Annotated in this window: 25 protein-coding genes and 1 pseudogene; 14 read left to right on the top strand and 12 right to left on the bottom strand. The window is 48.2% G+C overall.

Annotation, left to right across the window (positions count from 1 at the left end):
• Positions 1–156 precede the first annotated feature (156 nt).
• Together TCA2_RS09115 and TCA2_RS09110 are read left to right on the top strand one after the other, a co-directional pair.
• Positions 157–660: an antibiotic biosynthesis monooxygenase gene (locus TCA2_RS09115; protein WP_238546331.1), complete on the top strand. Its 504-nt coding sequence runs from the start codon at positions 157–159 to the stop codon at positions 658–660.
• A 281-nt stretch (positions 661–941) separates the two neighbouring features.
• On the top strand, positions 942–2,840 hold the full coding sequence (locus TCA2_RS09110) for an LTA synthase family protein (RefSeq protein WP_081872399.1): 1,899 nt from the start codon (positions 942–944) through the stop codon (positions 2,838–2,840).
• Between the two features lie 156 nt (positions 2,841–2,996).
• On the opposite strand, the gene TCA2_RS09105 is transcribed toward TCA2_RS09110, so the two are convergent.
• From TCA2_RS09105 to TCA2_RS09090, 4 genes and pseudogenes are all read right to left on the bottom strand, one after another.
• Complete coding sequence (locus TCA2_RS09105; protein WP_047911300.1) at positions 2,997–3,668, bottom strand: hypothetical protein; 672 nt, start codon at positions 3,666–3,668, stop codon at positions 2,997–2,999.
• A gap of 22 nt (positions 3,669–3,690) precedes the next feature.
• A pseudogene (locus tag TCA2_RS09100) lies at positions 3,691–4,337 on the bottom strand (GNAT family N-acetyltransferase).
• Between the two features lie 37 nt (positions 4,338–4,374).
• Entirely contained in the window at positions 4,375–5,229 is an 855-nt protein-coding gene (locus TCA2_RS09095; protein WP_047911299.1) for a carbon-nitrogen hydrolase family protein, read from the bottom strand.
• Positions 5,230–5,330: 101 nt separating this feature from the next.
• Positions 5,331–6,218, bottom strand: coding sequence for a LysR family transcriptional regulator (locus TCA2_RS09090; RefSeq protein ID WP_047911298.1), 888 nt, complete (start codon positions 6,216–6,218; stop codon positions 5,331–5,333).
• 175 nt (positions 6,219–6,393) lie between these two features.
• On the opposite strand from TCA2_RS09090, the gene TCA2_RS09085 reads away from it, so the two are divergent.
• The 4 genes from TCA2_RS09085 to TCA2_RS09070 all read left to right on the top strand — a co-directional run bounded on the left by TCA2_RS09085 (position 6,394) and on the right by TCA2_RS09070 (position 8,531).
• Positions 6,394–6,825, top strand: coding sequence for a CidA/LrgA family protein (locus TCA2_RS09085; RefSeq protein WP_081872349.1), 432 nt, complete (start codon positions 6,394–6,396; stop codon positions 6,823–6,825).
• Positions 6,761–7,435, top strand: coding sequence for an LrgB family protein (locus tag TCA2_RS09080; protein WP_047911297.1), 675 nt, complete (start codon positions 6,761–6,763; stop codon positions 7,433–7,435). Before TCA2_RS09085 ends, TCA2_RS09080 begins: the two co-directional genes overlap by 65 nt.
• Before the next feature lie 111 nt (positions 7,436–7,546).
• Positions 7,547–8,083, top strand: coding sequence for an AbrB/MazE/SpoVT family DNA-binding domain-containing protein (locus TCA2_RS09075; RefSeq protein ID WP_047911296.1), 537 nt, complete (start codon positions 7,547–7,549; stop codon positions 8,081–8,083).
• 136 nt (positions 8,084–8,219) lie between these two features.
• Positions 8,220–8,531 carry a helix-turn-helix domain-containing protein gene (locus tag TCA2_RS09070; protein WP_047911295.1) on the top strand — a complete coding sequence of 104 codons (312 nt, stop codon included), beginning with the start codon at positions 8,220–8,222 and terminating at the stop codon, positions 8,529–8,531.
• 82 nt (positions 8,532–8,613) lie between these two features.
• Here the strand turns inward: TCA2_RS09070 and TCA2_RS09065 are convergent, their stop codons facing one another.
• From TCA2_RS09065 to TCA2_RS26105, 4 genes are all read right to left on the bottom strand, one after another.
• Positions 8,614–9,594, bottom strand: a complete 981-nt coding sequence (locus TCA2_RS09065; protein WP_047911294.1) for a Gfo/Idh/MocA family protein — start codon at positions 9,592–9,594, stop codon at positions 8,614–8,616.
• Between the two features lie 35 nt (positions 9,595–9,629).
• On the bottom strand, positions 9,630–9,941 hold the full coding sequence (locus tag TCA2_RS09060; protein WP_152557685.1) for a hypothetical protein: 312 nt from the start codon (positions 9,939–9,941) through the stop codon (positions 9,630–9,632).
• A 118-nt stretch (positions 9,942–10,059) separates the two neighbouring features.
• Positions 10,060–11,715 (bottom strand): glycerol-3-phosphate dehydrogenase/oxidase, encoded by a 1,656-nt coding sequence (locus TCA2_RS09055; RefSeq protein WP_047911292.1) that lies wholly within the window; start codon positions 11,713–11,715, stop codon positions 10,060–10,062.
• Positions 11,716–11,963: 248 nt separating this feature from the next.
• Positions 11,964–12,620 (bottom strand): GntR family transcriptional regulator, encoded by a 657-nt coding sequence (locus TCA2_RS26105; protein ID WP_052511847.1) that lies wholly within the window; start codon positions 12,618–12,620, stop codon positions 11,964–11,966.
• 237 nt (positions 12,621–12,857) lie between these two features.
• Here TCA2_RS26105 and TCA2_RS09045 point away from each other — a divergent pair, with 237 nt between their 5' ends.
• From TCA2_RS09045 to TCA2_RS09025, 5 genes are all read left to right on the top strand, one after another.
• The gene (locus TCA2_RS09045) at positions 12,858–13,787 is read left to right on the top strand and encodes a phosphate/phosphite/phosphonate ABC transporter substrate-binding protein (RefSeq protein WP_047911291.1); all 930 of its coding nucleotides are present in this window, start codon (positions 12,858–12,860) and stop codon (positions 13,785–13,787) included.
• Between the two features lie 78 nt (positions 13,788–13,865).
• Positions 13,866–14,633, top strand: coding sequence for a phosphonate ABC transporter ATP-binding protein (gene phnC / locus TCA2_RS09040; RefSeq protein WP_047911290.1), 768 nt, complete (start codon positions 13,866–13,868; stop codon positions 14,631–14,633).
• Position 14,634: 1 nt separating this feature from the next.
• Positions 14,635–15,426 (top strand): phosphonate ABC transporter, permease protein PhnE, encoded by a 792-nt coding sequence (gene phnE / locus TCA2_RS09035; protein ID WP_047911289.1) that lies wholly within the window; start codon positions 14,635–14,637, stop codon positions 15,424–15,426.
• Positions 15,423–16,262 (top strand): phosphonate ABC transporter, permease protein PhnE, encoded by an 840-nt coding sequence (gene phnE / locus TCA2_RS09030; protein WP_047911288.1) that lies wholly within the window; start codon positions 15,423–15,425, stop codon positions 16,260–16,262. The genes phnE (TCA2_RS09035) and phnE (TCA2_RS09030) overlap by 4 nt, the downstream gene beginning before the upstream one ends.
• Positions 16,263–16,346: 84 nt before the next feature.
• Positions 16,347–17,354: a tyrosine-protein phosphatase gene (locus TCA2_RS09025; RefSeq protein ID WP_047911287.1), complete on the top strand. Its 1,008-nt coding sequence runs from the start codon at positions 16,347–16,349 to the stop codon at positions 17,352–17,354.
• A 390-nt stretch (positions 17,355–17,744) separates the two neighbouring features.
• On the opposite strand, the gene TCA2_RS27155 is transcribed toward TCA2_RS09025, so the two are convergent.
• From TCA2_RS27155 to TCA2_RS09015, 3 genes are all read right to left on the bottom strand, one after another.
• On the bottom strand, positions 17,745–17,909 hold the full coding sequence (locus TCA2_RS27155) for a hypothetical protein (protein WP_193746015.1): 165 nt from the start codon (positions 17,907–17,909) through the stop codon (positions 17,745–17,747).
• A gap of 82 nt (positions 17,910–17,991) precedes the next feature.
• On the bottom strand, positions 17,992–19,485 hold the full coding sequence (gene glpK, locus TCA2_RS09020; RefSeq protein ID WP_047911286.1) for a glycerol kinase GlpK: 1,494 nt from the start codon (positions 19,483–19,485) through the stop codon (positions 17,992–17,994).
• A 25-nt stretch (positions 19,486–19,510) separates the two neighbouring features.
• Positions 19,511–20,068: a glycerol-3-phosphate responsive antiterminator gene (locus TCA2_RS09015; RefSeq protein WP_047911285.1), complete on the bottom strand. Its 558-nt coding sequence runs from the start codon at positions 20,066–20,068 to the stop codon at positions 19,511–19,513.
• A gap of 332 nt (positions 20,069–20,400) precedes the next feature.
• On the opposite strand from TCA2_RS09015, the gene nagE reads away from it, so the two are divergent.
• Entirely contained in the window at positions 20,401–21,876 is a 1,476-nt protein-coding gene (gene nagE, locus TCA2_RS09010) for an N-acetylglucosamine-specific PTS transporter subunit IIBC (protein WP_047911284.1), read from the top strand.
• Positions 21,877–21,944: 68 nt separating this feature from the next.
• Here the strand turns inward: nagE and TCA2_RS09005 are convergent, their stop codons facing one another.
• On the bottom strand, positions 21,945–22,703 hold the full coding sequence (locus TCA2_RS09005; protein ID WP_047911283.1) for a GTP cyclohydrolase II: 759 nt from the start codon (positions 22,701–22,703) through the stop codon (positions 21,945–21,947).
• A 355-nt stretch (positions 22,704–23,058) separates the two neighbouring features.
• On the opposite strand from TCA2_RS09005, the gene TCA2_RS09000 reads away from it, so the two are divergent.
• Together TCA2_RS09000 and TCA2_RS08995 are read left to right on the top strand one after the other, a co-directional pair.
• Positions 23,059–24,318 carry an ABC transporter substrate-binding protein gene (locus TCA2_RS09000; RefSeq protein ID WP_047911282.1) on the top strand — a complete coding sequence of 420 codons (1,260 nt, stop codon included), beginning with the start codon at positions 23,059–23,061 and terminating at the stop codon, positions 24,316–24,318.
• A gap of 45 nt (positions 24,319–24,363) precedes the next feature.
• Complete coding sequence (locus TCA2_RS08995) at positions 24,364–25,305, top strand: carbohydrate ABC transporter permease (protein WP_047911281.1); 942 nt, start codon at positions 24,364–24,366, stop codon at positions 25,303–25,305.
• Positions 25,306–25,310: the final 5 nt, after the last annotated feature.

Here is a 25,310-nt window from a genome sequence, read left to right as displayed (position 1 = left end):
ATGAATGTAAAGATTTTGAGTTTACTGTTATATACCCGATTTCAATTCATAATACCCGCAGCGTTATTGTTTCCATTGATCTGTTTAGTTAATAGAGGAGAGAATGAGTTATGCTATATTGATATTGAACATGTTAAATAACAGGAGGTCTGAGCGATGTATCTATATTTTTTGTCATCACCAATATCGGATGCACTTAAGGAGCACCCTTATTTCACACTTCAGAATGATGAAGACACACGTTATGTGATCGAACTGGATGCTATGGTCGACAACGACCCGGCCATTCCTGCCTATGAAGCGATTGATGCAAGCGGAAGCCTTACGGGGAGTAAGTTCATTGTCATGAACAACATTCCAGTCACAGACGATGGAAGAGAAGCATTTGAAGCCAGATTTATGAACCGTGCTCGAAAAGTAGAGGACGAGCCGGGCTTTGCAGGTATTCGCGTGCTTCGCCCACTGAACAGCGATACGTACGTCATCCTTACCGCATGGGATTCCAAAGCAAGCTTTGAGGCTTGGCAGCAATCTCAGGCCTTTGCCCATGCGCATCAGAAGCGCGATTCCCAAGAAGGGCTGAAGGCTCAGGCGCCTTCGATCTTTGCCCGTCCTCGTTTATTACGACGTACACGGTGGAATAATCTAATGAAAGACTAACATGATCCTCATGTAAGCCCGTATTACCTGATCCTGATCATTTGGGGCTGGTGAATGCGGGCTATTTTACATTCATTTCCCACCTGACCGATTTTGACAACTTTTTAAATCCATAGGATAATATTTTATTGCAGTGCTGTAACAAGCACCCGATCTTATTGTATACTAATACCATTATTTTACATTGCAGACTGCTTGCAAGTGGAAGGAAGGCGGTACATTTGGAACGCTTCGCTTGGAAGACTTTCTTAACCAAGCCGTTTGTTTTCTTTACCTTAATCATGCTGATCAAGAGCTACCTTACCTGGTACGCCATATTTGATGATATCCCATTCTGGCAGCCTCTCTTGACCGAGATTCCTTTTGTATGGCTGATCTTTGCCATTATTGAACGCTTCGCTGACAAGAGAAAGATCGGGTATTACATGATAACGAACCTCATCATAACGATTATCTTTTTTGCGGCTATTATGTACTACAAATATTACGGAGTCATCGTTACCTACCATGCTCTTGCCCAGGTTAATCAGGTAACTTCGGTCAACAGCAGTATCTTCTCACTGCTTGCTCCTTATTATCTGCTTATTTTTGTAGATATTATTGTGCTGCTCGTATATTTCATCCAGCGCCGCATTCGTATGAATAAACAGGTATTCTATACGCCGAAGAAGCTGCCACGGCTTGGGAAGAGAACCGCTGCCAGCATATTCGTCATCTCGGCCATCATCACCATATTTAACATCTGGCCGAACCGCGCGAGTATGAATGAGCTGAATCAAGCGGAATCCATGGGTATACTCAATTACGAGGCATTCTTGATTGCCTCAGACAGACCTGAGGACCCGGTGCCTCAGAAGGAGATTACCCAGGAGAGCATTAATGAGCTCAAAGGCATCGATGCACCAGAGTCCACCATATCCAGCTACTGGGACTCAGCCAAGGGCCGCAATGTGATTATCATACAGCTCGAGTCTTTCCAGAATTTCCTGGTCGGGCTGAACGTGGATGGCCAAGAAGTTACGCCTAATCTGAATAAACTGGCGCAGGAAAGCTTGTATTTCCCGCATTTTTATCAGCAGGTCGGGCAGGGGAATACCTCTGACGCCGAGTTTGTCGTCAATTCCTCCTACTACATCCCACCGCGTGGGGCTGCTTCACAGGAGTATGCGGACTATGAAGTGCCAAGTCTGCCAAAACTGCTTACAGAGAACGGCTATAATACAACCACTTTCCATACAAACCATGTAGAATTCTGGAATCGGCTGGAGATGTACTCTGCTCTCGGTTTTGGAGATTACTACGAATATGACTTTTTCGGGGAAGAGGATATGATTGCATTCGCGGCATCAGATGCCGTGCTGTACCGTAAGACAGCAGAGGAGCTGGCAGCTCTGCAAGAGGAAGGGCGGCCTTTCTATTCACAGGTCATTTCGATGTCTGCCCATCATCCTTACCATTTGCCTGAGGACAGATACAAGATGGACCTGCCGGAACGTTTCGAGGGAACACTGGTCGGCAATTATATTCGTGCACAGAATTACGCCGATTACGAGCTCGGCCTGTTTATCGAGCAGCTGAAAGAGAATGGTGTCTGGGATAACAGTCTCATCGTTGTATATGGCGATCACCTGGGCCTGCCCATCTATTCACTTGAATCGGAGGACAAAGCTCTGATGAAGGAAATATTCGGACGTGAATATTCCATGGCAGACATGATCAATATTCCGCTCGTTATTTCTGCCCCTGGTGTTGTAGAAGGTGCAAGAGTAGATCAGCTTGGCGGTCAGGTCGATATCGTACCGACGGTGGCGAGCCTGCTGGGCATCTCAATGGACGATTATATTCATTTTGGCCAGGATCTGCTGAGCGGACAGCCGAATCTGCTTCCTGAGCGCTATTATCTGCCAACCGGATCGTTCATCAGCCAGGAGGGAATGTTTATTCCTGGCAGTGGATTTGAAGATGGCACGCAGCATAAGCTGCCTGAGATTGAAGAAACAGCATCCAAGGAATTTATAGATTCTCTTAAGTCTCCCGAAGACCCTCTGCTCGCGAAGGAAGCCTCAGGAACGGAAGTTCCTGACGTAAGCCAAGATCAATACGAGCGAGCACTTGCCCTGATGCATTATTCATACAGCTATGTGTCACAGCTGCCTGAGCGCACTCAGACAGAGGAATAATAGAGTCGTTTCGATTTATAACGATAAGCAACAAATAAGCCTTCTGCCGCTGGCAGAAGGCTTATTTTCATTCTATATTCGGACCAGACAACTGATTATTCAAGCTAGGCATCAGATCTGTCCGTGGATCATTCGGCTTCGCTATTGTCAGCCCAATTAGAGCGGAAGCAGCTTCAGTTCCTCCTGCTCCTCCAGCTGATCCACCATGGAAGTCCACTCTGCCGGCTTAACAGGCAGCACGGCATAATAGCGCTTCAGGAAGTTCGCCACCAGCTTGCTGGAGATCCCCTTCTGTGATTCATCTGTCGGCAAGAAGCACAGATCAAGCCCGCCGACCGCCTGTCCATCACCTTGCCATGAAGGGTGGACATAAGGGAAATCGATTCTCAAATAACCCAGGTGAGACAGCACTTCTCTACGGACATAAGGATTCATCGACTTGATGCCGCCAAATTCATGCTCATCCGATATGTAGGGATTATAGATTTCAGCAAACATGCCAAAGAGCTCCTTGCCTTCCGCTTGTGCCAGGCCTCTCAGATCACGCCGGCGCGCATTGGCCAGAAACGGTCCGATCCCGAGTCCATCACGCCCGATAATCGTGAAATCGGTCATCGCTACATTCCAATCCGAATAATAACGATACTCCGTAGCACCAACCACCTGATCGTCCAGCACCGCCACGAATACCCGGATACCCGGGTCCTTCAATGGATCCTCCCACAAGGAGAATTCGAGCACTTCCTCCGGAGGAAATACCTCCTGCATCAGCTTATGCATTTGTGCAAACAGCGGATCCTTGATTGAGACAATACGAATATATTCCATAATGACTACCTCCTCCTTCAGCTTACTTAAACGGATTACGCCATTCCATCAGTGCTCCATAGTGACAGGATTCCTCATCATCCAGGTAATTCTCAGCGACAGCCACGGGTGTTCGCCCACAGCGAAGCAAAAAAGAAATGACGGGATCACGAAGCTCACCGCAGGTGACGGCGGACAGGTATTCTGCAGCACTCATCTTGTCCGCTACTGTATGATACCCGGGCATTCGGCCGCCTCCCAGAAGCCGCAGAGCACCTTCCTGTATAACGACATGGTACATGGATTGCATGAGCAGCTGTCCAATGCCAAGCTTGCGATAAGCAGGGCGGACACTGATATCCACGACATATAGTGTATCACCATCCGGCTGGTGATTTCGAATATAGCCTTCATCGGTTGCTTCTGCCCAGGTATGCTCAGGATGCGCCGGGTCGAACATCGTGCGCAGCCCCGTCATTGAGCCAGCTAATATGCCGTCCACCTCTACCGTGAGCGCACCTTGTGGAAATAAAGTAATATGCTGCTCAGCTGTTCTCTGCTCCACCACAGCTCTGGTGGAAAGGGCGGAGGGAAGCATTCTGCCTGAATCGCAATCAGTTCATCAAAGTCAGTCTCGGTATAATTCCGAATGACGACAGGAACCGGCTTGCCCTCACTTAGGATATACATCTCTTTATGATACACCGCAAAAGCTCACCTGCCTTCTCTACCAGTCTGGGTACAGATCTACCCGGCGGTCACGCCAGGTTGTAACCGCTCCGCGCTCACGTACTTCATACAGCAGATCCAGATCCAGATCCGCAGTTACGATCATATCATCATTGATTTCCCCTTCGGCCATAATTCCACGCGGTGGAAACGGAATATCATTCGGGGTAATGATCGCAGCCTGACCATAATTGGCGCGCATGAAGTCAACGGTCGGCAGGCTTCCGACAGTCCCGGTCAGAACCACATATACTTGATTCTCTACAGCTCTTGCATGACTTGTGTACCGAACACGATAGAATCCGTGACGGTCATCCGTACAAGAAGGGCAGAAGATCACATCCGCTCCCTTGGCTTTGGCCATGCGGACAATTTCAGGAAACTCGATATCGTAGCAGGTGAGCACCGCAATTGTTCCTTTATCTGTCTCAAATACCGTTAGTCCCTCGCCTGCTCCCATATTCCATTCCGTCACTTCCGTAGGCGTAATATGCAGCTTCGGCTGCCGTCCGATCGCGCCGTCCGGGTAAAATAGATGTGCGGTATTCAGCAGCTTGTCATCCTGCTTGATCACATGGGTGCCTGCAATAATATGGACATTGTAGTGCTTCGCGAGCTGTGTAAATAAAGCCTCGTAAGCCTCTGTAAAATTCGGTAAATCCTCGATTCCAAGTGCCTTCCCATTCTCATCACCGATGGACATCAGCTGTGTTGTCATAAACTCTGGAAACAGGATAAACTCGGCGCCAAATTCTTCGGCTGTCTTTATATAATGCTCCACCTGGGCTGCAAACTGCTCAAAGCTGGTAATGGTCTGAAGCTTGTATTGTACGGCAGATACACGCAGTTTCATTCGGGCTTCCTCCTTTAACTTATCTAAAGTTCGATGTGGGTCATGGTCTAAGTATTGAATCGTCACTTCAAAGTCATTGTATCAGGGAATATCCCTTCTGTTTAGTCCTTAGGCTTTAGCATTTTCTCTGAGAAAGCAATCCACTCTCGTACCGCAAATGACTGGTAGCGATCCTTCCGCCACACCATGCCGAGATCCCATGGAATCCGCTCCTTCAGCTTAAGTATCCTTACCTCCTCCTGGCGAAGCTCTCTGCAGATCGTCTCCGGCAGCAGAGCAACCCCGAGTCCGGCGGCGACCATGTTGCTGATCAGATCCCACTGTGCGCTCTCATATATAATTCGCGGCTGATATCCTGCCTTCTGACAGGCGCCAATAATCCGGTCATGCAGTGAGAAATCCTCGCGGAACAAAATAAATCCATCCTCGCTAAGCTCAGCCAATTGAATCTCATCCTGTTCTGCAAGTGGATGTGTGGGGTGAAGCACGACCTTCAGGGATTCATCAACGAAAATATAGCTGTCGAATAAATCCTCATCTGCTGGCAGTACCGTTACCCCCACGTCCAGCGCGCCCGACAGAATATCATTCTCGACCTTCTTCCCGCCATCCTCAAACAGCTGAATTGTAATGTTCGGATACTGCTTATAGAATGCTCCAATTACTTTAGGAAAAAAAGAAGCGCCAATCATAGGCGGGAGCCCGATTCGGATATGCCCTTTCTTCAAATTCATCAGGTCATCCAGCTCGGAGGATAAGTTGTGGAATGAAGTTACGATCTCCTGGGCCTGCCGGGCAAATACCTCGCCTGCATCGGTCAGCTTCACGTTCTTGCCATAACGATCAAGCAGGGTCACACCAAGCTCGTCCTCAAGACTCTTTACCGTTTTGCTGATCGTTGGCTGCGTGATGAACAGCACCTGTGCTGCCTTCGTGAAGCTGTGCTGCCTTGCCACCTCGAGAAAATACTGCAAATGCCGAATATCCATCGATTAACGATCTCCTTCTATAGAAAAATGGAATGATAGGCATGCTTATTATGCATTTTACTCATGAAAATAGATCATGTAAAATTTCAGTAACAACTAGTATACATTCTAGGATTCGATACAACGAATGGAAGACATCATTATAACCTTAATATAAAGGAGGCGGACTCATCTTATGAAGCAAACGGGAACGATCCTATTTCAAGTCGTGATTCTGCTCGTCATCTCATTTGTGATGAATGGGTTGGTACAGCTCTTACAGCTGCCGATCCCCGGCTCCATCATCGGCATGCTATTGCTATTCATACTGTTGAAGACGGGTATCGTGAAGCTGCGCTGGATCGAGGCCGGTGCCAGCTGGCTGCTAGCAGAAATGCTGCTATTCTTCATTCCTTCCGCTGTCGGAATCATGAACCATCTGGATCTCATGAAACAGAGCGGTCTCAGCATTCTGCTCGTCATTCTTATCAGTACATTTGTCGTCATGGCACTATCCGGGCTTGCGGCTCAGGCCATCACCAAGAGAAAGGAGAATAAACCCTATGACAGCCCTGCTGTGTCTCCTGTTCACCATAGCCATCTATCTGCTGGCCAAAAAAATGTATAAACAATTCCCTAAGGTCTACCTCTCCCCGCTGCTCATCGTACCTGCGGTGATTGTCGTCGTTCTGCTTCTGACCGGCACGCCTTATGAGACATATAACGAGGGCGGCAGTCTCATTACACTGCTGCTTCAGCCTGCTACGATCGCTTTTGCAATACCGCTCTACAAGCATTTCGATGCTTTGAAGAAGAACTGGCGAGAGATTGCGGCTGGAGTGACCATCGGCTCGCTTACCGCCATCATCTCCACCTTGGTTACCACAAGACTATTGAATCTGGGCACAGCGCTGGAAACCAGTCTGCTTCCTCACTCCATCACAACACCGATAGCTATGGACATTTCGACAATGATCGACGGAATTCCGCAAATAACTGCTGTTTTCGTTGTCATTACAGGTCTTACTGGACTGCTGATCGGCCCCAATGTAGTAAAATGGCTAAAAATCGATGGAGAGATTGCCAGAGGAATCGCTTTTGGCACAAGTGCGCACGGTACCGGGACTTCCAAAGCATTCGAATACAGCCCGCTGACGGGTACCATATCGAGCATTTCCATGGTTCTTGCCGCTCTGGTTACCCTCATGGTCTCCCCCTTATTTTCGGTATTTCTATAATATTAGTCTATAATACTGGCTAATTTTTGAAAAAACCTATTGTATTGCAGTACATTCTTCCCTTAAAATGAAGAAATGATAATATCTGCTGATTAGCGGGGGAGATTACCCATGAAAAGAACCGGTATGAAAAGAGCGCTCGACCGTCTTGGCCGTATTGTACTTCCCAAGGAAATGCGTGACACCATGGAGATCGATATCGGAGATCCGCTGGAGTTTTTTATTGAAGGTAAAGAATTAATTCTTCGGAAATACAAGTCTACTCTATGCATTTTTTGTGGAAATGTGGACACGGAGATGTATTTCAAGGAACAATTTATTTGCAAGAGCTGCGCCCAGGAACTGAAATTTACGGATCATTCGGTGGACACGCCTGAATCTGATCGACAAGGTTCGACTAATTCCAACCAAGAACATCGTCTATCCCCATTTTCAGATCCGAAATACGCAGGTTCATCAGCTGTACATAAACATCTATATTCAACGGGATCGGATGAATTTGCCCGTGACGTACGTCCCAAGACAGCCCAAATGCTTCGCAGAATGAAAGAAATTATAGAAGGCAATCCAGGTATATCGCAGAATCAAATCGCTGAGAAATTAGGCATTAGTCAAGGCCGTGTATCTCAGCTTAAGAAGCTTCTCTAGTAATACGAAGACCTATGAATCACAATGACCCTCTCGGTAATATCGGGAGGGTTAGTTCGAATTTATGGAGTTAAGAGGTATAATAACGTTATATCCATTTATATGATGCTGTTTTATTACAATTCGAGGTGATCTCATGGAGCCCCAAAACAACGAGCGATGCCCGATTACCCAGGCGATGGACCTCTTAGGCAAGAAATGGGCTGTCCTCATCATGTATCATTTATTATCTGGCCCGAAACGCTTTACGGAGCTGGAAGCGGCTATGGCCATCAGCGGCCGGCTGCTGTCCGAAAGACTGAAGGAGATGGAAGTCGCTGGTATTGTCACTCGCAAAATGTATCCCGAAATTCCTCCACGTGTCGAATACGAGCTCACGGATAAGGGCCATGCGATTGAACCCGTTATTAAAGAAATTTACGAATGGTCTACCCAGTGGATTATATAAATCGATGAGCTACAGCCCTGAGCAGAATGAATCAATGCGACTGCACAGGGCTGTCTGCTATGTCATATATGTTAGATGAAGATCATAGAAGAGACACACGTTCTCCGGACTGCGCAGATTTCAGGGCAGCCACCGTGACCGCTTGTGTACGAACAGCATCGGAATAGTCTGAACGGATACGGCTTCGGTCGCCTGTACGCAGTCCATGGATGAAGGCCTCATTTTCCAGCAAGTATGCGTTACTCTTATTCTCTGTTATCGTCATTCCTGCAGGCTCAGGCTGCGCAATCTGCAGTCTCTCCGGATTCCAATTCCATACGCCTCGAGATGAATAGAAGGTCAGCCCGCTGCTACCCGGCACACCATCCGGCAGAATACATGTATTGGAAATATTCGCTACGACTCCGCTCTCAAGCCGCAAATTGACCGTTCCCACATCAGGTACACTTACACCTTCATGAAGCTCGTGCAGGCTGCGGTTTGCGTACATGGCCTGAACCTCCACTACCTCTCCGGCAACATATCTCAGCAAATCTACAATATGTGTCGTTTGTTCAATAAATTGTCCGCCTGATCCTTCCTGACGCCGCCACCAAGCAACTCCCGGCATGCCGCCATTCCACGCTCCATTTGCCATGCCAATGGTATGTCCGGCCAGATCCTGCCTCAGCTGGTCCACCGTCTCCTGATAACGGAAATGATAGCCTACCGATGTCAGCAGCCCCTTCTCCTGAATGGCAGCCTCTATCTTTTGCGGTAGAGCAAGATCCGTTGCCAGCGGCTTTTCCACCAGAAAAGGAATGCTCCGCTCAATGAGCGCGAGCTCAATCTCCCCATGAGACATAGGGGGAACACAAATATATACCGCATCCAGCTGTTCTGCATCCAGCATGTCTGTCAGCTGATCATAACCTTTTGCAGCATAGTCTGCTGCCATTCGGTCTGCCTTCTCCTGGCTTGTCCCAAGGATGGACTGGACCTTAACCCCTTCCATCTGCTGCAGCAGTCCGGCATGCACCTTGCTAAACCAGCCCGTTCCGATAATTCCAATTCTGAGTGTCATCTCCAAATTCCCCTTTTCTAATTAAGATAGCGATTTCACAAAGACCGGTACAAACCAAACATGCGATTTATCCCTTTGAATATAATTGTGCAGGAAATGAATGCAAACAGGGGCATATCCACATCATCGTTCTTCCATCTGACATGCATAAACCAGCCCATTACATAGTTCGCTGCCACAAACAAACCAAGTGAAATCCAGAACGGACCCCATGTACCCTCAAAAAATACGGCTTCAATAAAAGTAAGCACTATGTATCCTCCACCTACGATAAAAATCCCCAAGGCGGTGAACATAACGAACACTCTAAACAGCCAGCCAAGACAACCCATGAAACGCCTCCGCATGTTATCTTCAATTTCCTTATTAAGGATAACAAATTTAACCGGTGAACTCTATCTAAACCACCGATAAAAAATGCCCTCCTGAAGAGGGCATCTTAATCATGATCTGTTCTGAATCGTCTCAGCCTGCTGCCGGCTTCGCTTCTGTGATAAGCTGGTCCAGCTCCTGTGTATAGATCTGCTGCTCGACCTCTGTCCAGCCATTCACCTTCGACATGTACTCAATGACGGGAGCTTTATATTTCTTAACCCAGTCCATATGGAAGAAGAGCGCTCCTGTTCGGCGGATGAAAAAGTCGGCTGGCGTTACCGCCATCTCTTCCTTCATTGCATAATTCAGCTGCATGAGCACCTCCATCGGCAGATTGTTGCCAAGAGATTGTTCACTGCCTTCCGTATGCTGGAATAACCGTTCTGCATTCGATCCGTACATGTGTGACAGCCGTACCGCATCTGCCTGAGTCAGTCCATGCCGCATACCGACCTCCGTCATTCGCTGCACAAATGCAGGGTAGCCCGCACTTCCCCCGACATGCCCGCCTGATATCGGCATACGAACCGTTTGGCATGCCTTGAAAGGCCCTTTTCCTTCGTTATGCAATAGTTTCGCAGTCAGATCCACAACGTTCTCCGCCATCTTGCGATAACCAGTCAGCTTGCCTCCCGCAATCGTGATCAGACCGGAGTTAGACTGCCAAATTTCGTCCTTCCGTGATATTTCTGAGGCACTCTTTCCTTCCTGAAAAATAAGGGGACGAATACCCGCCCAGCCGGATTCGACATCATCGATCGTAATGTCCAGATCACTGAACATATAGTTAATCGCTTTGATAACATACTCGGCATCCTCTTTTTCAATAATAGGATTCGCGAGTTCTTCTTTATATACCGTATCCGTCGTCCCCACATATGCCTTGCCGTCACGTGGAATAGCGAATACCATTCGTCCATCCGGTGTGTCAAAATAGATCGCCTGCTTCAGTGGAAACCGGCTTTGATCAATAACAAGATGAATGCCTTTGGTATGCTGGAGCACTTTCCCTTGCCTCGATTGGTCCTTCTCTCTCAGCTGATCGACCCAAGGACCGGTCGCATTCACGACCTTCGCTCCATGTATGGTAAAGTCGGAGCCACCAATCAGATCCTTCGCCTGGATACCGCACACCTTGCCGTCTTTATAAATGAACGAGTTTGCCTTGACGTAGTTTATGGCGAGAGCCCCATTCTTCACAGCTTCCTTCATAACTTCAATCGTTAGTCGTGCATCATCCGTCCGGTATTCCACGTAGTAGCCGCCGCCCAGCATTCCTTCTTTCTTCAGCAGGGGCTCCTTGCTGAGCGTCTTCTCCTTGCTGAGCATAACCCGGCGCTCGCTTCGCTTCACCCCCGCCAAAAAATCGTAAACACGAAGTCCAATGGAAGTCATGAACTTACCAAATGTGCCCCCTTCATAGAAGGGGAGCAGCATCCACTCCGGTGTCGTCACATGCGGTCCATTCTCGTAAACGATGGCGCGCTCCTTCCCGACCTCAGCGACAACATCGATCTGCATCTGCTTCAAATAACGCAGTCCTCCATGCACGAGCTTCGTGGAACGGCTGGAAGTACCTGCTGCGAAATCCTGCATTTCAACGAGGGCAACCTTCATTCCCCGAGTCACGGCATCTAGTGCAATGCCCGCGCCGGTTATACCGCCGCCTATAATCAACAAATCAAAGTTCTCCTTGCTCATTGCCGTTATGGCATCCGTTCTGTTCATTTCAGCAAATCCTGTCATACGTATGACCTCCGCTTCTTGTATTTACACAGAAAACAGAAAAAGAGACCACGAAATAAACATTAATGGCATGGCGCCAAATAATGTATTCGCGGTCTCTCCTCGTCTCCTGACAACTATTAACTTGTTACAACTATCATAACACGGGTTAACCGTAATGCAAACCTTTAACTGTAATTGGGATTTTTAAAACCGACTATCTGTTTATGCTTACCTCGTTGACGAAAAGTATGCTCTTCTCTTTCGTGCTAAAACTGTCCAGTAGCCAGCATACGCTCCCTCGATATACGGCTCAGTGACAGCACAACCTCCTGGGCAGCTTTATAATTCTGCTCCTCCAGCACCTTCAGCGTATCCCGGTTAATTCCTATCGCGCTATAGTGCTTGATGTGAGGCGTTAGCTTGAACCGGACAATCGCATACATTCCCAATTTATCCTTAAAGGAATCGAAGGTACTCAGCATCACGGTGTTACCAATCGACTCTACGATCTCCCTCATGAACAGAAAATGATGCTCGATATAAGACACATAATTATTATTCTGCTCTGCAATCCGCTGTGCCTCTACATGGGCAGCCAGTGATTCGAGATCTATATAAATATCTCTGCCGCGGTCCTTCATTACCTCGAAGCAGTAGAAGAGCATGGCCTGAATTTGTTCATTCAAATCGATGAATTCCTTGCTGTTCATTTCCTTGACCAGGACTCCACGGTTCTTAAGTGCTGTTACATATCCTTCTGACTCCAGACGAGCGATGGCATGACGGACAGGTGTCCGGCTCATCTGAAAATCTACGGACAGCTCATTCTCTGACAGCAGCGTCCCTGGCATTAATTCCCCGCGAACGATTTGATCACGCAGCAGCGTGTATGCCGTATCAACCAGCGAGTTTTTTTTCATCATTTATGTAGTCCCTTTCTGCCCATGACTTATACTCACACTCGATTGTTATCACAGTTCGAACAAAATATCTATATTTTCGATATCATTTTACCTCATATTAACAATACGCGAAGAAAGGCCGCAACCCTGCCGAATATTTTACAAATCAACAAAATTGCCGATACATTCTTCTTACACTCAACTTGTATCCTACTTGTGTACCACAGAAGTTGAACTTCAATATCGGGAGGATATAACATGTTGAAAAATAGGGGTCGTAAAGGTCGTCAAAGCTTAATCGTATCACTTGTACTTATGCTCGTTATTCTGTCTGGCTGCGGTGCCGAGGCAAGCTCAACCTCTGGTGAAGGTGAGGGCGGCATGCCGGAGGTCATTCGAATTGGGATGATGCCAAGTGAAGAAGGCGAGATGAATCGTTCGCAGGAACAGCTGGCCGCAGATATTACAGAAGCAACCGGCATTCCTGCTGAAATTTTTGTAGCTGAAGATTACAACATGGTTATTGAAGCACTGCGTGCAGGCAAGATTGAAATCGGCATGATCGGTCCATTCGGATACATCATTGCTACAGAACGCGCTAACGCCAAGCTGCTTGTCCGTTCAGAAAGTGATCAACCATCGAATACTGTAATTCTGGTTCAGAAGGATTCTCCTTATCAAACGGTACAGGATCTGAAAGGCAAAGATTTCTTGTTCGCTGATCCAGCATCCACTTCCGGCAATCTATACCCGCGTGCAACGCTTATGAAAGAGCTTGACCTGACGAATGAAGAGCTGGATTCCTTCTTCGGCAGTGTTGCTTTCTCCGGTGGACATGACAAATCCCTGCTTGCGCTGGCTAACGGCAATGCAGATGCGATCGGTACTTCAAGCCTCATGGTACCTATGATGGCAGAATCCGGTCTTGTGAGCGAAGATGATTACCGTGTGATTGCTGAATCCGAGCCGATTGTCGGCGGTGCGCCGCTTTTGTATCGTCAGGATTTGCCTGAAGAACTGGTAACACAGCTGCGTGAGCTTATGGTGGATTACCATGAGAAGAATCCTAGCTTCCTTGAGAGTATGGGGGCATCCCGTTTTGTAGAAGGCAGTGACAGCGACTTTGATCCAATTCGTGATGTTGCAGAGGCACTTGATATGTCTCCAGAAGAACTGTTAAGCAAATAATGAATTTCGTAATTCATAGCGAAGATAAATTTGATTCAAATAAGCTGAGTATTTGAAATGTGGGGAGGATTTTTTAATATGACACTACTACAAGTGGAAGGTTTGTCCAAAGTATATCCTGACGGCACGAAGGCGCTTGATAACCTTGATCTTACAATTAATCCGGGAGAATTCGTTGTTGTCATCGGGCCGAGCGGAGCGGGAAAAAGCACCCTGCTTCGCAGCCTGAACCGGATGATTGAGCCAACGGACGGCAAAATCCAGTTTAAAGGCAGCGAAACGATGGGGATTAAGGGCAAAAGGCTGCGCGAGCTGCGTCGTCATATGGGTATGATTTTTCAGGGATATAATCTTGTCACCCGTGTGTCCGTACTAAGAAACGTACTTCATGGCCGATTGGGCTACATGAGTGCGTTCAAGGGAGCCCTTGGCCTCTTCTCCAAATCAGATACAGAAGCTGCGAAGAAGATGCTGCAGCGCGTCGGTTTGTTTGAACAAATGTATAAGCGGGCCGACGAGCTGAGCGGTGGACAGCAGCAGCGGGTAGGGATTGCCCGCGCACTTGCGCAAAGACCCGATCTGATTCTTGCTGACGAGCCGATCGCGAGTCTGGACCCCGCTTCATCAGAAACGATCATGAACTATTTGTACACGATCTGTAATGAGGAAGGCATCGCTTGTCTATGTAATCTGCATCAAGTAGACATTGCGAAGAAATATGCATCCCGTATTATCGGCATTCACAAAGGTACCAAAGTATTCGATGGAACACCAGATGAGCTTACAGACGAGATGATCCGGCTGATCTACAACCAGACTAATTCCCAAGTGAAGGAGACCGCCTGACATGAATGCGGCACAAATGCAATCTGCCCGTAAAATGAAACGCACTCAAACAATTCTGTTTGTCATCGTGCTGCTTGCCCTCGTAATCTGGTCCTCCATCGGTGCTGAGTTTACTCTCGGAGCTCTGTTTACAGGCGTTGGTGAGAGCTTCCGATTTATCTTTTTCGACTTTCTGCCGCCGGACTTCTCTTCCCTGTCCCAGCTCGTAGAGCCTGCTCTGCAGACGTTATATATGAGTGTCGTTGCGATGGTAATCGGCTCTATTGTTGCTGGACTATTGTCCTTCCTGGCTGCGGCGACAACGAGCCCGCACCCTTACCTGCAGGTATTCGTTCGGGCGGCAACGTCGCTCTTCCGGAATATCCCGGTCATTATTTGGACGATCCTGCTTGTTGCTGCATTCGGACTCGGTGCGGTCGTAGGAACGATGTCCCTCATTCTGATCTCAATCGGAATGCTGACCCGCTCTTTTGCCGAGGTGCTTGAAGAAATTGATATGGGACAGGTTGAGGCCGTCCGCGCATCGGGCGGAAGTTATTTTCAAGTGCTGTCTCAAGCCGTCATTCCGCAGTTTCTGCCTGGCTTTATCGGCTGGACCTTGTACAACTTTGAAATTAACGTTCGCGCCTCCACGATCGTCGGTATGGTGGGCGGCGGCGGTCTCGGATTTATTTTGCAATCCAAATTGAAATTGTTTCAGTACCAGGAAGCCAGCATGGCCGTTCTGCTCGTGCTCGTCATCGTCCTTGTCGTTGAAACGATTACCAATCGCGTAAGGGAGCGGATCATATGAGTATGCAGCTAAACGGGCCTAAACCATCCTTTACGGTGCTGACATCGACGGTCGAGCCGCCGAAGCCGAAGAAAAATAAGCTGGTTGTGATCGGTCTTCCGCTGGTCGCTGTACTGTTTATATTCAGTCTCCTGCAGCTGCAGTTTGATTATGCCAAGATTGCTGAGGGCTTCACGAAGCTGTGGGGTTATGTGGGGACGATGTTCCCTCCTGATTTCTCTGCCTGGAAGCATGTCCTGCTCGCTGCCGTAGAATCACTGCAAGTGGCCATTATTGGCTCCGTGCTGGGTATAGTCGTTGCGTTCTTCCTGTCCTTTCTCGCAGCAAGCAACCTGACACCACATCCCTTGATTGCATGGGTTATCCAAAGCGCAGCCTCTCTGCTGCGTGCGATTCCTACCATTGTGTGGGCGCTCATCTTCATCGTGTCTGTCGGACTTGGGCCACTTCCTGGCGTCCTGGCCATCGCCGTATCTGCTGCAGGTATGCTCGTCAAAGTATTTGCCCAGTCACTCGAAGAGATCGACAAGGGTGTGCTTGAAGCGATGCGGGCAACTGGAGCCAGCTGGCTGCAGATCGTAATGCAGGGTGTGCTACCTACGGTGAAAACGGCGTTCATCGCCTGGTGTGTACTCCAGCTCGAAGGCGGTATTGCCGAATCCACCATTCTCGGTGCAGTCGGTGCCGGCGGGATCGGATTTGAAATGACGCATGCGATGAAATCCTACAATTTTGCGGCAGCTTTGTTTGTCGGCCTGGTCGTCTTCGTCATGGTGTTCAGCGTGGAGTTCATTGCGAATAGGTATAAAATGAAATTGAAAACACGTAAGAGTTAAGATGTGAAGTCGATTCAATTTATGAATCGGTTTAATGAATTTTGAGCCTGTTATGTTCATCGAAATCTAAAGGAGGATTTTATTATGTCTACATTTAACCCATCATTGGAGCAAGGACCGGTTGTACAAGCGAAATACACCAGCAATAATATCATTACGCTCGCCTGGAATATGCCAGAGAGCCTTAAGGCCGAAGCGATCTACCTCTCAGCCAGCCCTGAATTTGATGAGAGCAGCAGCACACCACTTGATGTTCAGATCGAGCCGGTAGGTGCATCCTTTACAAGAACGCCGTTTCCTGGGCGCAGCTATTATCATATAAAGTTTAATGATGGCTCCGTCACTACCGTAACTGACCGTATGATTCACACCGATGGAGTGGTCAATTTCCGTGATATGGGCGGATATCATACAGAGGATGGACGGACAACCCGCTGGGGAATGCTCCTGCGTTCCGCAGATCTGCATGAACTGAGTGAACAGGACCTGAAGACCGCAGATGCTCTGGGAATTGATTGGATCTGTGATCTTCGCAGTGATTTTGAAGTTACAAGCCGCCCTAGCCCTGCAATCGGTAAAGCGATCAACACGAATATCCCTTTTATGGCCGAAGCAAGTCCGCAAGAAATGCAGAAGATTGGACTTGACCTGAATGCAGGCTATAAGGCGATGATCTTGAACACAAATAAATGCTCGCTTATCCTGCATGAGCTTCTGAAAGAAGATCGCGACACCTCCTTGTTCCACTGTGCTGCGGGTAAAGACCGTACGGGTGTCGTATGTGCACTGATTCTCTTAACGCTTGGAGTGCCTCGCGAAGTAGTTATTGAAGATTATGAGCTTACCAACCTGGCGCTTGATGGACTCATGCAGCGATTCCTGTCCTCAAGTAAAGAGGAAGATTATAAACAATACATGGATCAAATGCCTGAACTGAAAAATGGGATTCCAGAAATGATGAAGGCTGCCTTTATCCGAGCTTCGCTGGAAGCGATCGACGATAACTATGGAACATTTGAGAACTACCTTCACGAGGGCCTTGGCATTACCGAGGAAGAAAGAACACAGCTTAAGAACAAATTCCTGGTTTAAACCATTACTGAGAAATGAACCTTCCCCATTTTTAGCCTTGCTAGGTTCATTACCCAAGTCAATGAACCGACCCAAATCAAAGTCCGGCTCGCGAATGCCAAGCCGGACTTTACTACTCCCCCTCCCGTTTGAGGAGGGGAGAGCTGCTTCTACTTGCGGTTCCACTTGCGGAGGGAGTGAAATATTCAGGGAGAAGCGACAGCGTTCGTATTTGGACAGGGATGGCTTCCTTATAGACAATTCACTGCCATCCCTGTCCAAGAACGATCGACGGAATATTCACTACCGGAGCAGCACAAGAACCGCCATCTCTGCATTTCTGCCTCTCTGCCTCTCTGCCACACTACCAATCTACCAATCTTCCAATCTTCCAATCATTGCAATACCATATCAATTTGTTGATTGACTTCGTTCCTTTTCCTTGCGAATTTTCTCATCTCGTTCCATTGCTTCTTGTACAGCATCGGCGACAACGTCCCTCTTCGGAAGCTTTCCATCAATTTTAATCAAGTATCCAATGATAATAATCTGAAGCAATATGATAACAGCTAACATAATTATGCTCTCCTCACTTTAACAGTGAATGAAACACCTTTGTCATTTTACTGAACCAGATCATTCGGAACCTGCAGTGCCACTACACCTTAAACACCATCGCCGCCTCCACAGCCTTTTGCCAGCCTGCATACAGCCGTTCTCTCTGCTCTTCAGCCATCCCCGGCTCAAATATCCGCTCTGATGCCCACTGCTCACAGATCTCCTCCCGGCTGCTCCAGAATCCGACGGCAAGACCGGCAAGATAAGCCGCTCCGAGCGCCGTGGTCTCACTAATAACCGGCCGCTCGACCGGAGCACCCAGAATATCACTCTGGAACTGCATCAGCAGATTATTCTTCACCGCGCCGCCATCAACTCGAAGCTTGGCAAGGGGATTACCGGAATCCTGCTGCATCGCATTCAGTACATCCCGGGTCTGATAGGCCAGTGACTCCAGCGTGGCACGGATAAAATGCTCCTTGCTCGTACCGCGTGTCAGCCCAAATACGGCGCCTCTAACCTCGCTGTCCCAATAGGGACTGCCCAGTCCTACGAAGGCAGGCACCAGATATACGCCGTCCGTCGAGTCCACACGGGAAGAATACAGCTCGCTGTCCTTGGAGTCCTTGATCATGCGAAGCCCGTCACGAAGCCACTGAATTGCCGATCCAGCTACAAAGATACTCCCCTCCAAAGCATATTCAATCTTGCCATCAATTCCCCATGCGATTGTCGTAATGAGTCCGTGCTGTGAATGGATAGCCCGCTCTCCTGTATTCATCAGCATAAAGCAGCCCGTACCGTAAGTGTTCTTGATGGCGCCTTCTTCATAACAGGCCTGACCAAACAGCGCAGCCTGCTGATCTCCTGCAGCACCTGCGATCGGAACCTCTGAGCCAAAGAAATGATACGGAACCGTATGGGCATACACTTCGGAAGATCCTCGCACTTCAGGCAGCATCGCTTGGGGTATATCAAGCAGGTCCAATATTTCCTGATCCCACTCCAGGTCGTGAATGTTATACATCATGGTCCGGGAAGCATTCGAATAATCGGTGACATGGGCTGTACCTCCCGACAGCTTCCAGATCAGCCAGCTGTCTATTGTCCCGAACAGCAGCTCGCCCTGCTCTGCTCTGTCTCTTGCCCCATCCACATGATCCAATATCCATTTGACCTTGGTCGCGGAGAAATAGGGGTCAATGAGCAGTCCGGTCTTTTGACGGATCATATCTTCATACCCTTGAGTTTTCAGGTCCGCGCAAATATCAGCCGTCTGTCGGGATTGCCATACAATTGCGTTATATACCGGATGACCCGTGTCCTTCTCCCACACGACTGCTGTCTCCCGCTGATTCGTTATACCGATACCGGCGATCTGGGCGGGCTTCACCTCCGCTTCTGCCAGGCAAGTTGCAATGACAGCAAGAATAGAGCTCCAGATCTCACTGGGATTATGCTCAACCCAACCGGGCTGTGGAAAATATTGAGGGAACTCCCGCTGTGCGGTGTATACGATCTCCCCTTTTTTATTGAATAGAATGGCTCTCGAGCTCGTTGTTCCTTGATCTAATGACATGATGTACTGTTCCATCTGCAATACCTCCTGTTAACCAATGCTATTTTTGATAATGAGCGATAAGCTCCTGATTAGATGTGGTTACATATGTTGCTCCCGCTTGAATGGCATTGTCGACATCCTCTACGGTTCGAATTAGACCACCTGCAAATATAGGTATTCCAGTTCTGGATGAAACTTCTTTGATAATATGGGGCATAATACCAGGAAGAACTTCAATATAATCGGGCTGGGTCTTCTCAATGAGTACATAGCTCTTCTCAAGTGCAATGGTATCAAGTAAAAAGACGCGTTGAATCGCGATCAGCCCCTTCTGCTTGGCTACACGGATGACACCGGCACGGGTCGAAATGAGACCGGCGGGACGAATCTCTTGGCATAGAAACTCGGCAGCGTACTCGTCATTTTTGAGCCCATTGATCATATCGGCATGAAGAAGGATCTTCTTGCCATGCTGCTCAGCGAGCTTGACAATATTCTTCAGCTGAGCGACATGAGAATCGAGTAGAACGATATACATATAAGGACTGTGCAATACGCGTTCCAGCTCTCTCATGCTCTTGACTGCAGGTAATATAGGCAGTGAATGAAAAGCCATATGCCCTCCCTCTAATAAAGGTAATTGTTGGCATATACGCATGAAGCGCTTTCAAAGAAAACGGGCGCAAAGCCTTGATTTTAGTGATCTTTTTCATAGTTAATCTATCCGGTTGAAGTGAAGAAGTCAATACAGAGCACCTGTAAGATGCAAAAGTCCTATTCCATCTTCCGCAAATATCGTTATAATAGCAAGTGTCGCAAAAATATTTTTCTATTTTTTAACCGTTTTCACGAAAATTTTTTTCATCTATTAAGGACTTTGCATAGCTCTCTAATAAGAAAGCTCAATTAATTTATGCAAAATCCTCATCGAAAAGGAGTGCAGTAAGCATGTTAAAAGGTCTTCAAAAGCTCGGCAAGTCGCTGATGCTTCCGGTCGCTACTTTGCCTGCAGCGGGTATTCTCCAAGCTTTTGCTTTAATAGACTACCAACAGGATATTCCGCTCGGAGCTGTAGGCGGTTTCATCAATCAGTTCATCACCCCCTTTCTGAATGCGGGTGCTGGAACGATTTTCGGCAATCTTCCGATTATTTTCGCCGTCGGTGTTGCTATTGGTCTCGCAGGGGATGCCGTTGCGGCGCTGTCTGCCGTCATCTCTTATCTCATTCTGGTGAAGGTTCTGGAGCAGGTTCCGCTGGTCTTCGGCTATATCCCGGACGATGTTGTGCTCAACACCGGGGTGCTCGGCGGATTTATGACCGGTTTGCTGGCTGCCTATTTATACAAACGGTTCCATACGCTCAAGCTTCCCGAATGGCTCGGCTTCTTCTCAGGTAAACGGTTCGTACCGATTATTACCTCAGTCGCAACCATTGTGTTTGCCGCACTGCTCGGGATGATATGGAGTCCAATTCAGGATGGGATTGCTGCATTTGGTAATTGGGTAGTGAGCCTTGGTGGTATCGGCGCATTTATCTTTGGTACTGCCAACCGGCTGCTCGTACCGATCGGTCTGCATCACGTTCTTAACTCCATTGCCTGGTTCCAGATTGGGGAATTTACAAATGCAGCTGGAGAGGTTGTGAATGGTGACCTGACGCGTTACTTTGCAGGGGACAAAACTGCAGGGATGTTCATGTCCGGATTCTTCCCGATCATGATGTTCGCTATGCCGGCAGCAGCGCTCGCGCTCATTCATACCGCAAAGCCGTCCAAGCGAAAAATGGTTGGCTCCATCTTTATCGGTTCGGCCATTGCTTCCTTCCTGACAGGGATTACAGAGCCGCTGGAGTTCTCATTCATGTTCCTGGCGCCTGTACTGTACGTCATCCATGCCGTTCTGACCGGTTTATCCGGATTCATTATGTATATGCTTGACGTCAAGCTGGGCTTCGCGTTCTCCGCAGGCTTGATCGACTACCTGCTCAATATGAAGCTCGCAACGAATCCACTGCTGCTCATTCCGGTGGGCCTTGCATTTGGAGTTGTGTATTACTTCCTGTTCCGCTTCGTCATCGTCAAATTCAATCTGAAAACCCCAGGTCGTGAAGATGATGATGAGCTTGTAGAAGGAACAGGAACGGGAGATGCCTCAGATAAACCAGCAGTAGCTCCGGCCTCTGCAGCAGGAGATACAAAGGCAGATCAAGTGCTTCATCAGCTCGGCGGCGCTGATAACATTGAGAGCATAGATGCCTGCATTACAAGGCTGCGGCTTGTCGTTCGCGATGAGAAGGTTGTAAATGACGCCGGGCTCAAGAAGCTGGGTGCAGCAGGAATTATGCGTCTGGGCAACGGTGCCGTTCAGGTTATCTTCGGAACCCAATCCGAAGCGCTCAAGGACGAGATCAAGAAGAAAATGTAAAGCCGTAATATAACAAAACCTGCTGAAAATTTTCAGCAGGTTTTTTCATTCGGAATTCTATCGGATAATTAGGATAGCCGCACATCTTGAACCCATTCTGCATGCTCCTCCAGATGCCCTGAACGACTGACCTTTGTCTTCAAGTACTTATCGTTATAGGCAGAGCGGTCTCCCCAGAGCGGAACTCTGCCGCTTACCGACATTCCCGCCTTCTGCAGAGATGCCAGCTTGCGCGGATTATTCGTAATCAGACGTACCGGCTCTTCTCTCAGCGCTCTCAGTACACGAATGGTCTCACTGTAATCCCGCTGATCATCGGCAAAGCCAAGTGCCAGATTGGCATCGACTGTGTCATAGCCCTCTTCCTGAAGGAGATAAGCCATCGTCTTGCTGAACAAGCCAATACCGCGGCCTTCATGATTGGCCAGATAGAAGACTGCGCCTGCACCGTGAGCAGCGATCATCTTCATTGACTCATGCAGCTGATAGCCGCAGTCACAGCGCTTGCTTCCAAAGATATCTCCCGTATGACAAATGCTGTGCATCCGTATCATCGCATCCGGATGGTGTTCAAAATCCCCATACACCAGCACGCTCGATTGCTGCTGATCAGCAAGCTGCGCATTGGCAAGGGAAGCGATGAGCTCCTGCTCATCCATCTGCTTCTCTGAGGTGATCCAGCTGTACCACTTAAACACTAAGGTGTTATCCTCCATGTTTACCGGAAGCTGAACAGGACCGACCAGATAGATGTGCTTCTCGCCGTCACCGCCGCCGATCGTCTTGATTTTATTTTTCAATATTTGGATCGTATCGTTCGTGATCATTTATGCTCCCCCTACTCAGGTCTTCCTTGTACGCTAATAGAACCATGTATTTATCGTATTAATCGCCACAGGGTATGTGCCATATTTTCTTATAGTTACTTTACGTAAGTAAGTATAAAATAGATTACTCATTACTGTCAACATAAAACAAAGTAAACAACTATGAATAATAATTATTTTATAAATGATTAAAATGGTAGATAGAAAATTGATTCAGCCACGAACAATTCGGGGATTTTATGGTATTATGTAACAAACATCATAGATTCTACAGAAAAAAACCTCATATCTTTCTTCTTGTCTCATATCCATAGTTATGCGAGTAACAAACGAAGACTACCAAGGGGGAAAACCTATGAAACGGACGTCCTTGATTATTGTCAGTCTCATTGTTGTGCTTGTCATGAGCGGTTGCAGCTTTGGTGCATCTAAGGATTCTTCTGCATCTGACAAAAAGATAACGCTTACATTATGGTATTGGAATCGAAGTATTGATGATGGACTTCTCGCCAAAGCAAAAGAACAATTTCCCCACATTAACCTGGTCACTCAAAAAATCGGCGGTGATTTCAAATCGAAGCTGAAAACGACGCTTGCCGCCAAATCCGGAGAGCCCGACATCGTTGCCCTGAACGACTGGGTCATGGAGCTCTTTCCGAGTGAGGACCGATTCTACGATTTATATGAGCTCGGAGCTGCCGAGGTCGAAGATCTCTATCTTGACTGGAAGTGGCAGCAAGGAGTAACACCAAACGGTAAAATGATCGCGTTTCCAATGGATACCGGTCCGACCGCACTCTTCTATCGACAAGATCTATTCGAGCAGGCCGGACTGCCAACCGATCCGGATGAGGTCAGCCAGGCCCTCTCAACCTGGGAAGATTATATGGATGCCGGCCTGAAGGTCAAGGAGACCTTTGATGGCAAGGTATTTATGACCGACAATATTGACAACGTTTACAATCAGATCATTTCACAAAGTGAGCAGAAATATTTTACAGAGGATGGACAATACATCGGTGATCAGAACGAGGTGATCAAGTACGCATGGGATACAGCGGTTGCGTTCTCGAATAACGGCCTCATTGCAAATGCTGAGCACTGGACACCGGAATGGAATGCGGGAATCAACAAAGGAACGATTGCTTCCTATGTCGGTGCCGTGTGGATGAAGCAGCCACTGCTTGAAGCGGCTCCAGACAGCGTAGGAAAATGGCGGGTAGCAAGGGCACCGGGCGGAGATGGGAATGTCGGCGGTTCCTTCCTGGCGATCCCTAAATCCAGTGAGCACCCTCAGGAAGCCTTCGAGGTCATCCAATGGCTGCAAAACCCAGAGAACCAAGAGACAGCCCTATCGAACCTCAATCTCTTCCCGTCTACACCGGGTGTATTTGACAGCGATACGGTTCAGAAGGAAGAAGAATTTTTTGGCGGTCAGGTGACCGGAGAAGTATTCGCTGCCTCAGCGAACAATGTCAAAGTCTCCTTCTTCGGCGAGCGCTACCCTGCGGTTCATGGCATCATGACCCGCTGGCTGAAGAACATCTCCAATCTGAATCAGGAAACGGCCTTTGATGAAGCGCTGCAAAGGGTCGAGCGGGAATTGAAGCGATAGGAACTACCTGCACGTATTCCTCACTCACAAAAGGAGGCTACCGATATGCAATCTCTGGAACCGAAAACAGGCTCATCCTATGTGCCTGCAGCCAAGAAAGAATCGCTATGGTCTGAAATTTGGAAGAATCGAGCCGTGTACACAGCCATTTCTCCTTTTTATATTGTGTTCGCCATCTTCGGTCTGTTCCCGATTGGATTCTCTCTGTATCTAGCCTTCCAGAAATGGGACGGCATCGGTGAAATGACGTATAACGGATTGAACAATTTCAGCTACCTGGTGACGGATCCGGAATTTTGGCAAGCGGTTGGGAACACTCTCATAATCTGGATCTATTCCACTTTCCCAATGCTGTTCATCGCCCTTGTCATTGCGTTTCTGCTTCACGCTCCATTTGTCAAATTCAAGACCTTCTTCCGGGTCGGCTTCTTCCTTCCCAATGTCACGTCCATTGTTGCCGTCTCTATTATCTTCGCCGCCCTGTTCTCGAACAATTACGGCATATTCAACTACATTCTTAATCTCTTCGGTATTCCCATGGTGCAGTGGCTGGATACCGGCTGGGGCATCAAGACGGCCATTGCCTCGATGGTCATCTGGCGCTGGGCAGGCTACAATGCCGTCATCTATCTGGCGGGCCTTCAGGCCATTCCGCAGACGCTGTACGAAGCGGCTAAGATTGACGGTGCAACCGGCATCCAGTCCTTCTTCCGTATCACGATACCCCTGCTCCGTCCTGTAATCCTGTTTACGGTCATTACCTCCACGATCGGCGGCATGCAGCTGTTCACCGAGCCGCAAATCCTGCTTGGCAATGATGGCGGGGTCATCGGAGCAGGAATGACGATTGTCCTGTATCTGTACCGTGAATCCTTCATTAACAACTATTTTGGATATGGTGCAGCTGTCGGCTGGGGAATGTTCATCCTCATCGCACTGTTCTCGATCATTAACTGGAAGCTCGTTCAAGGCAAATCATCCAATTAGAAGGA

Source organism: Paenibacillus sp. TCA20, assembly GCF_000732325.1.
GTDB lineage: Bacteria > Bacillota > Bacilli > Paenibacillales > Paenibacillaceae > Paenibacillus > Paenibacillus urinalis.
This window is presented reverse-complemented; position numbering and strand designations above follow the sequence as displayed.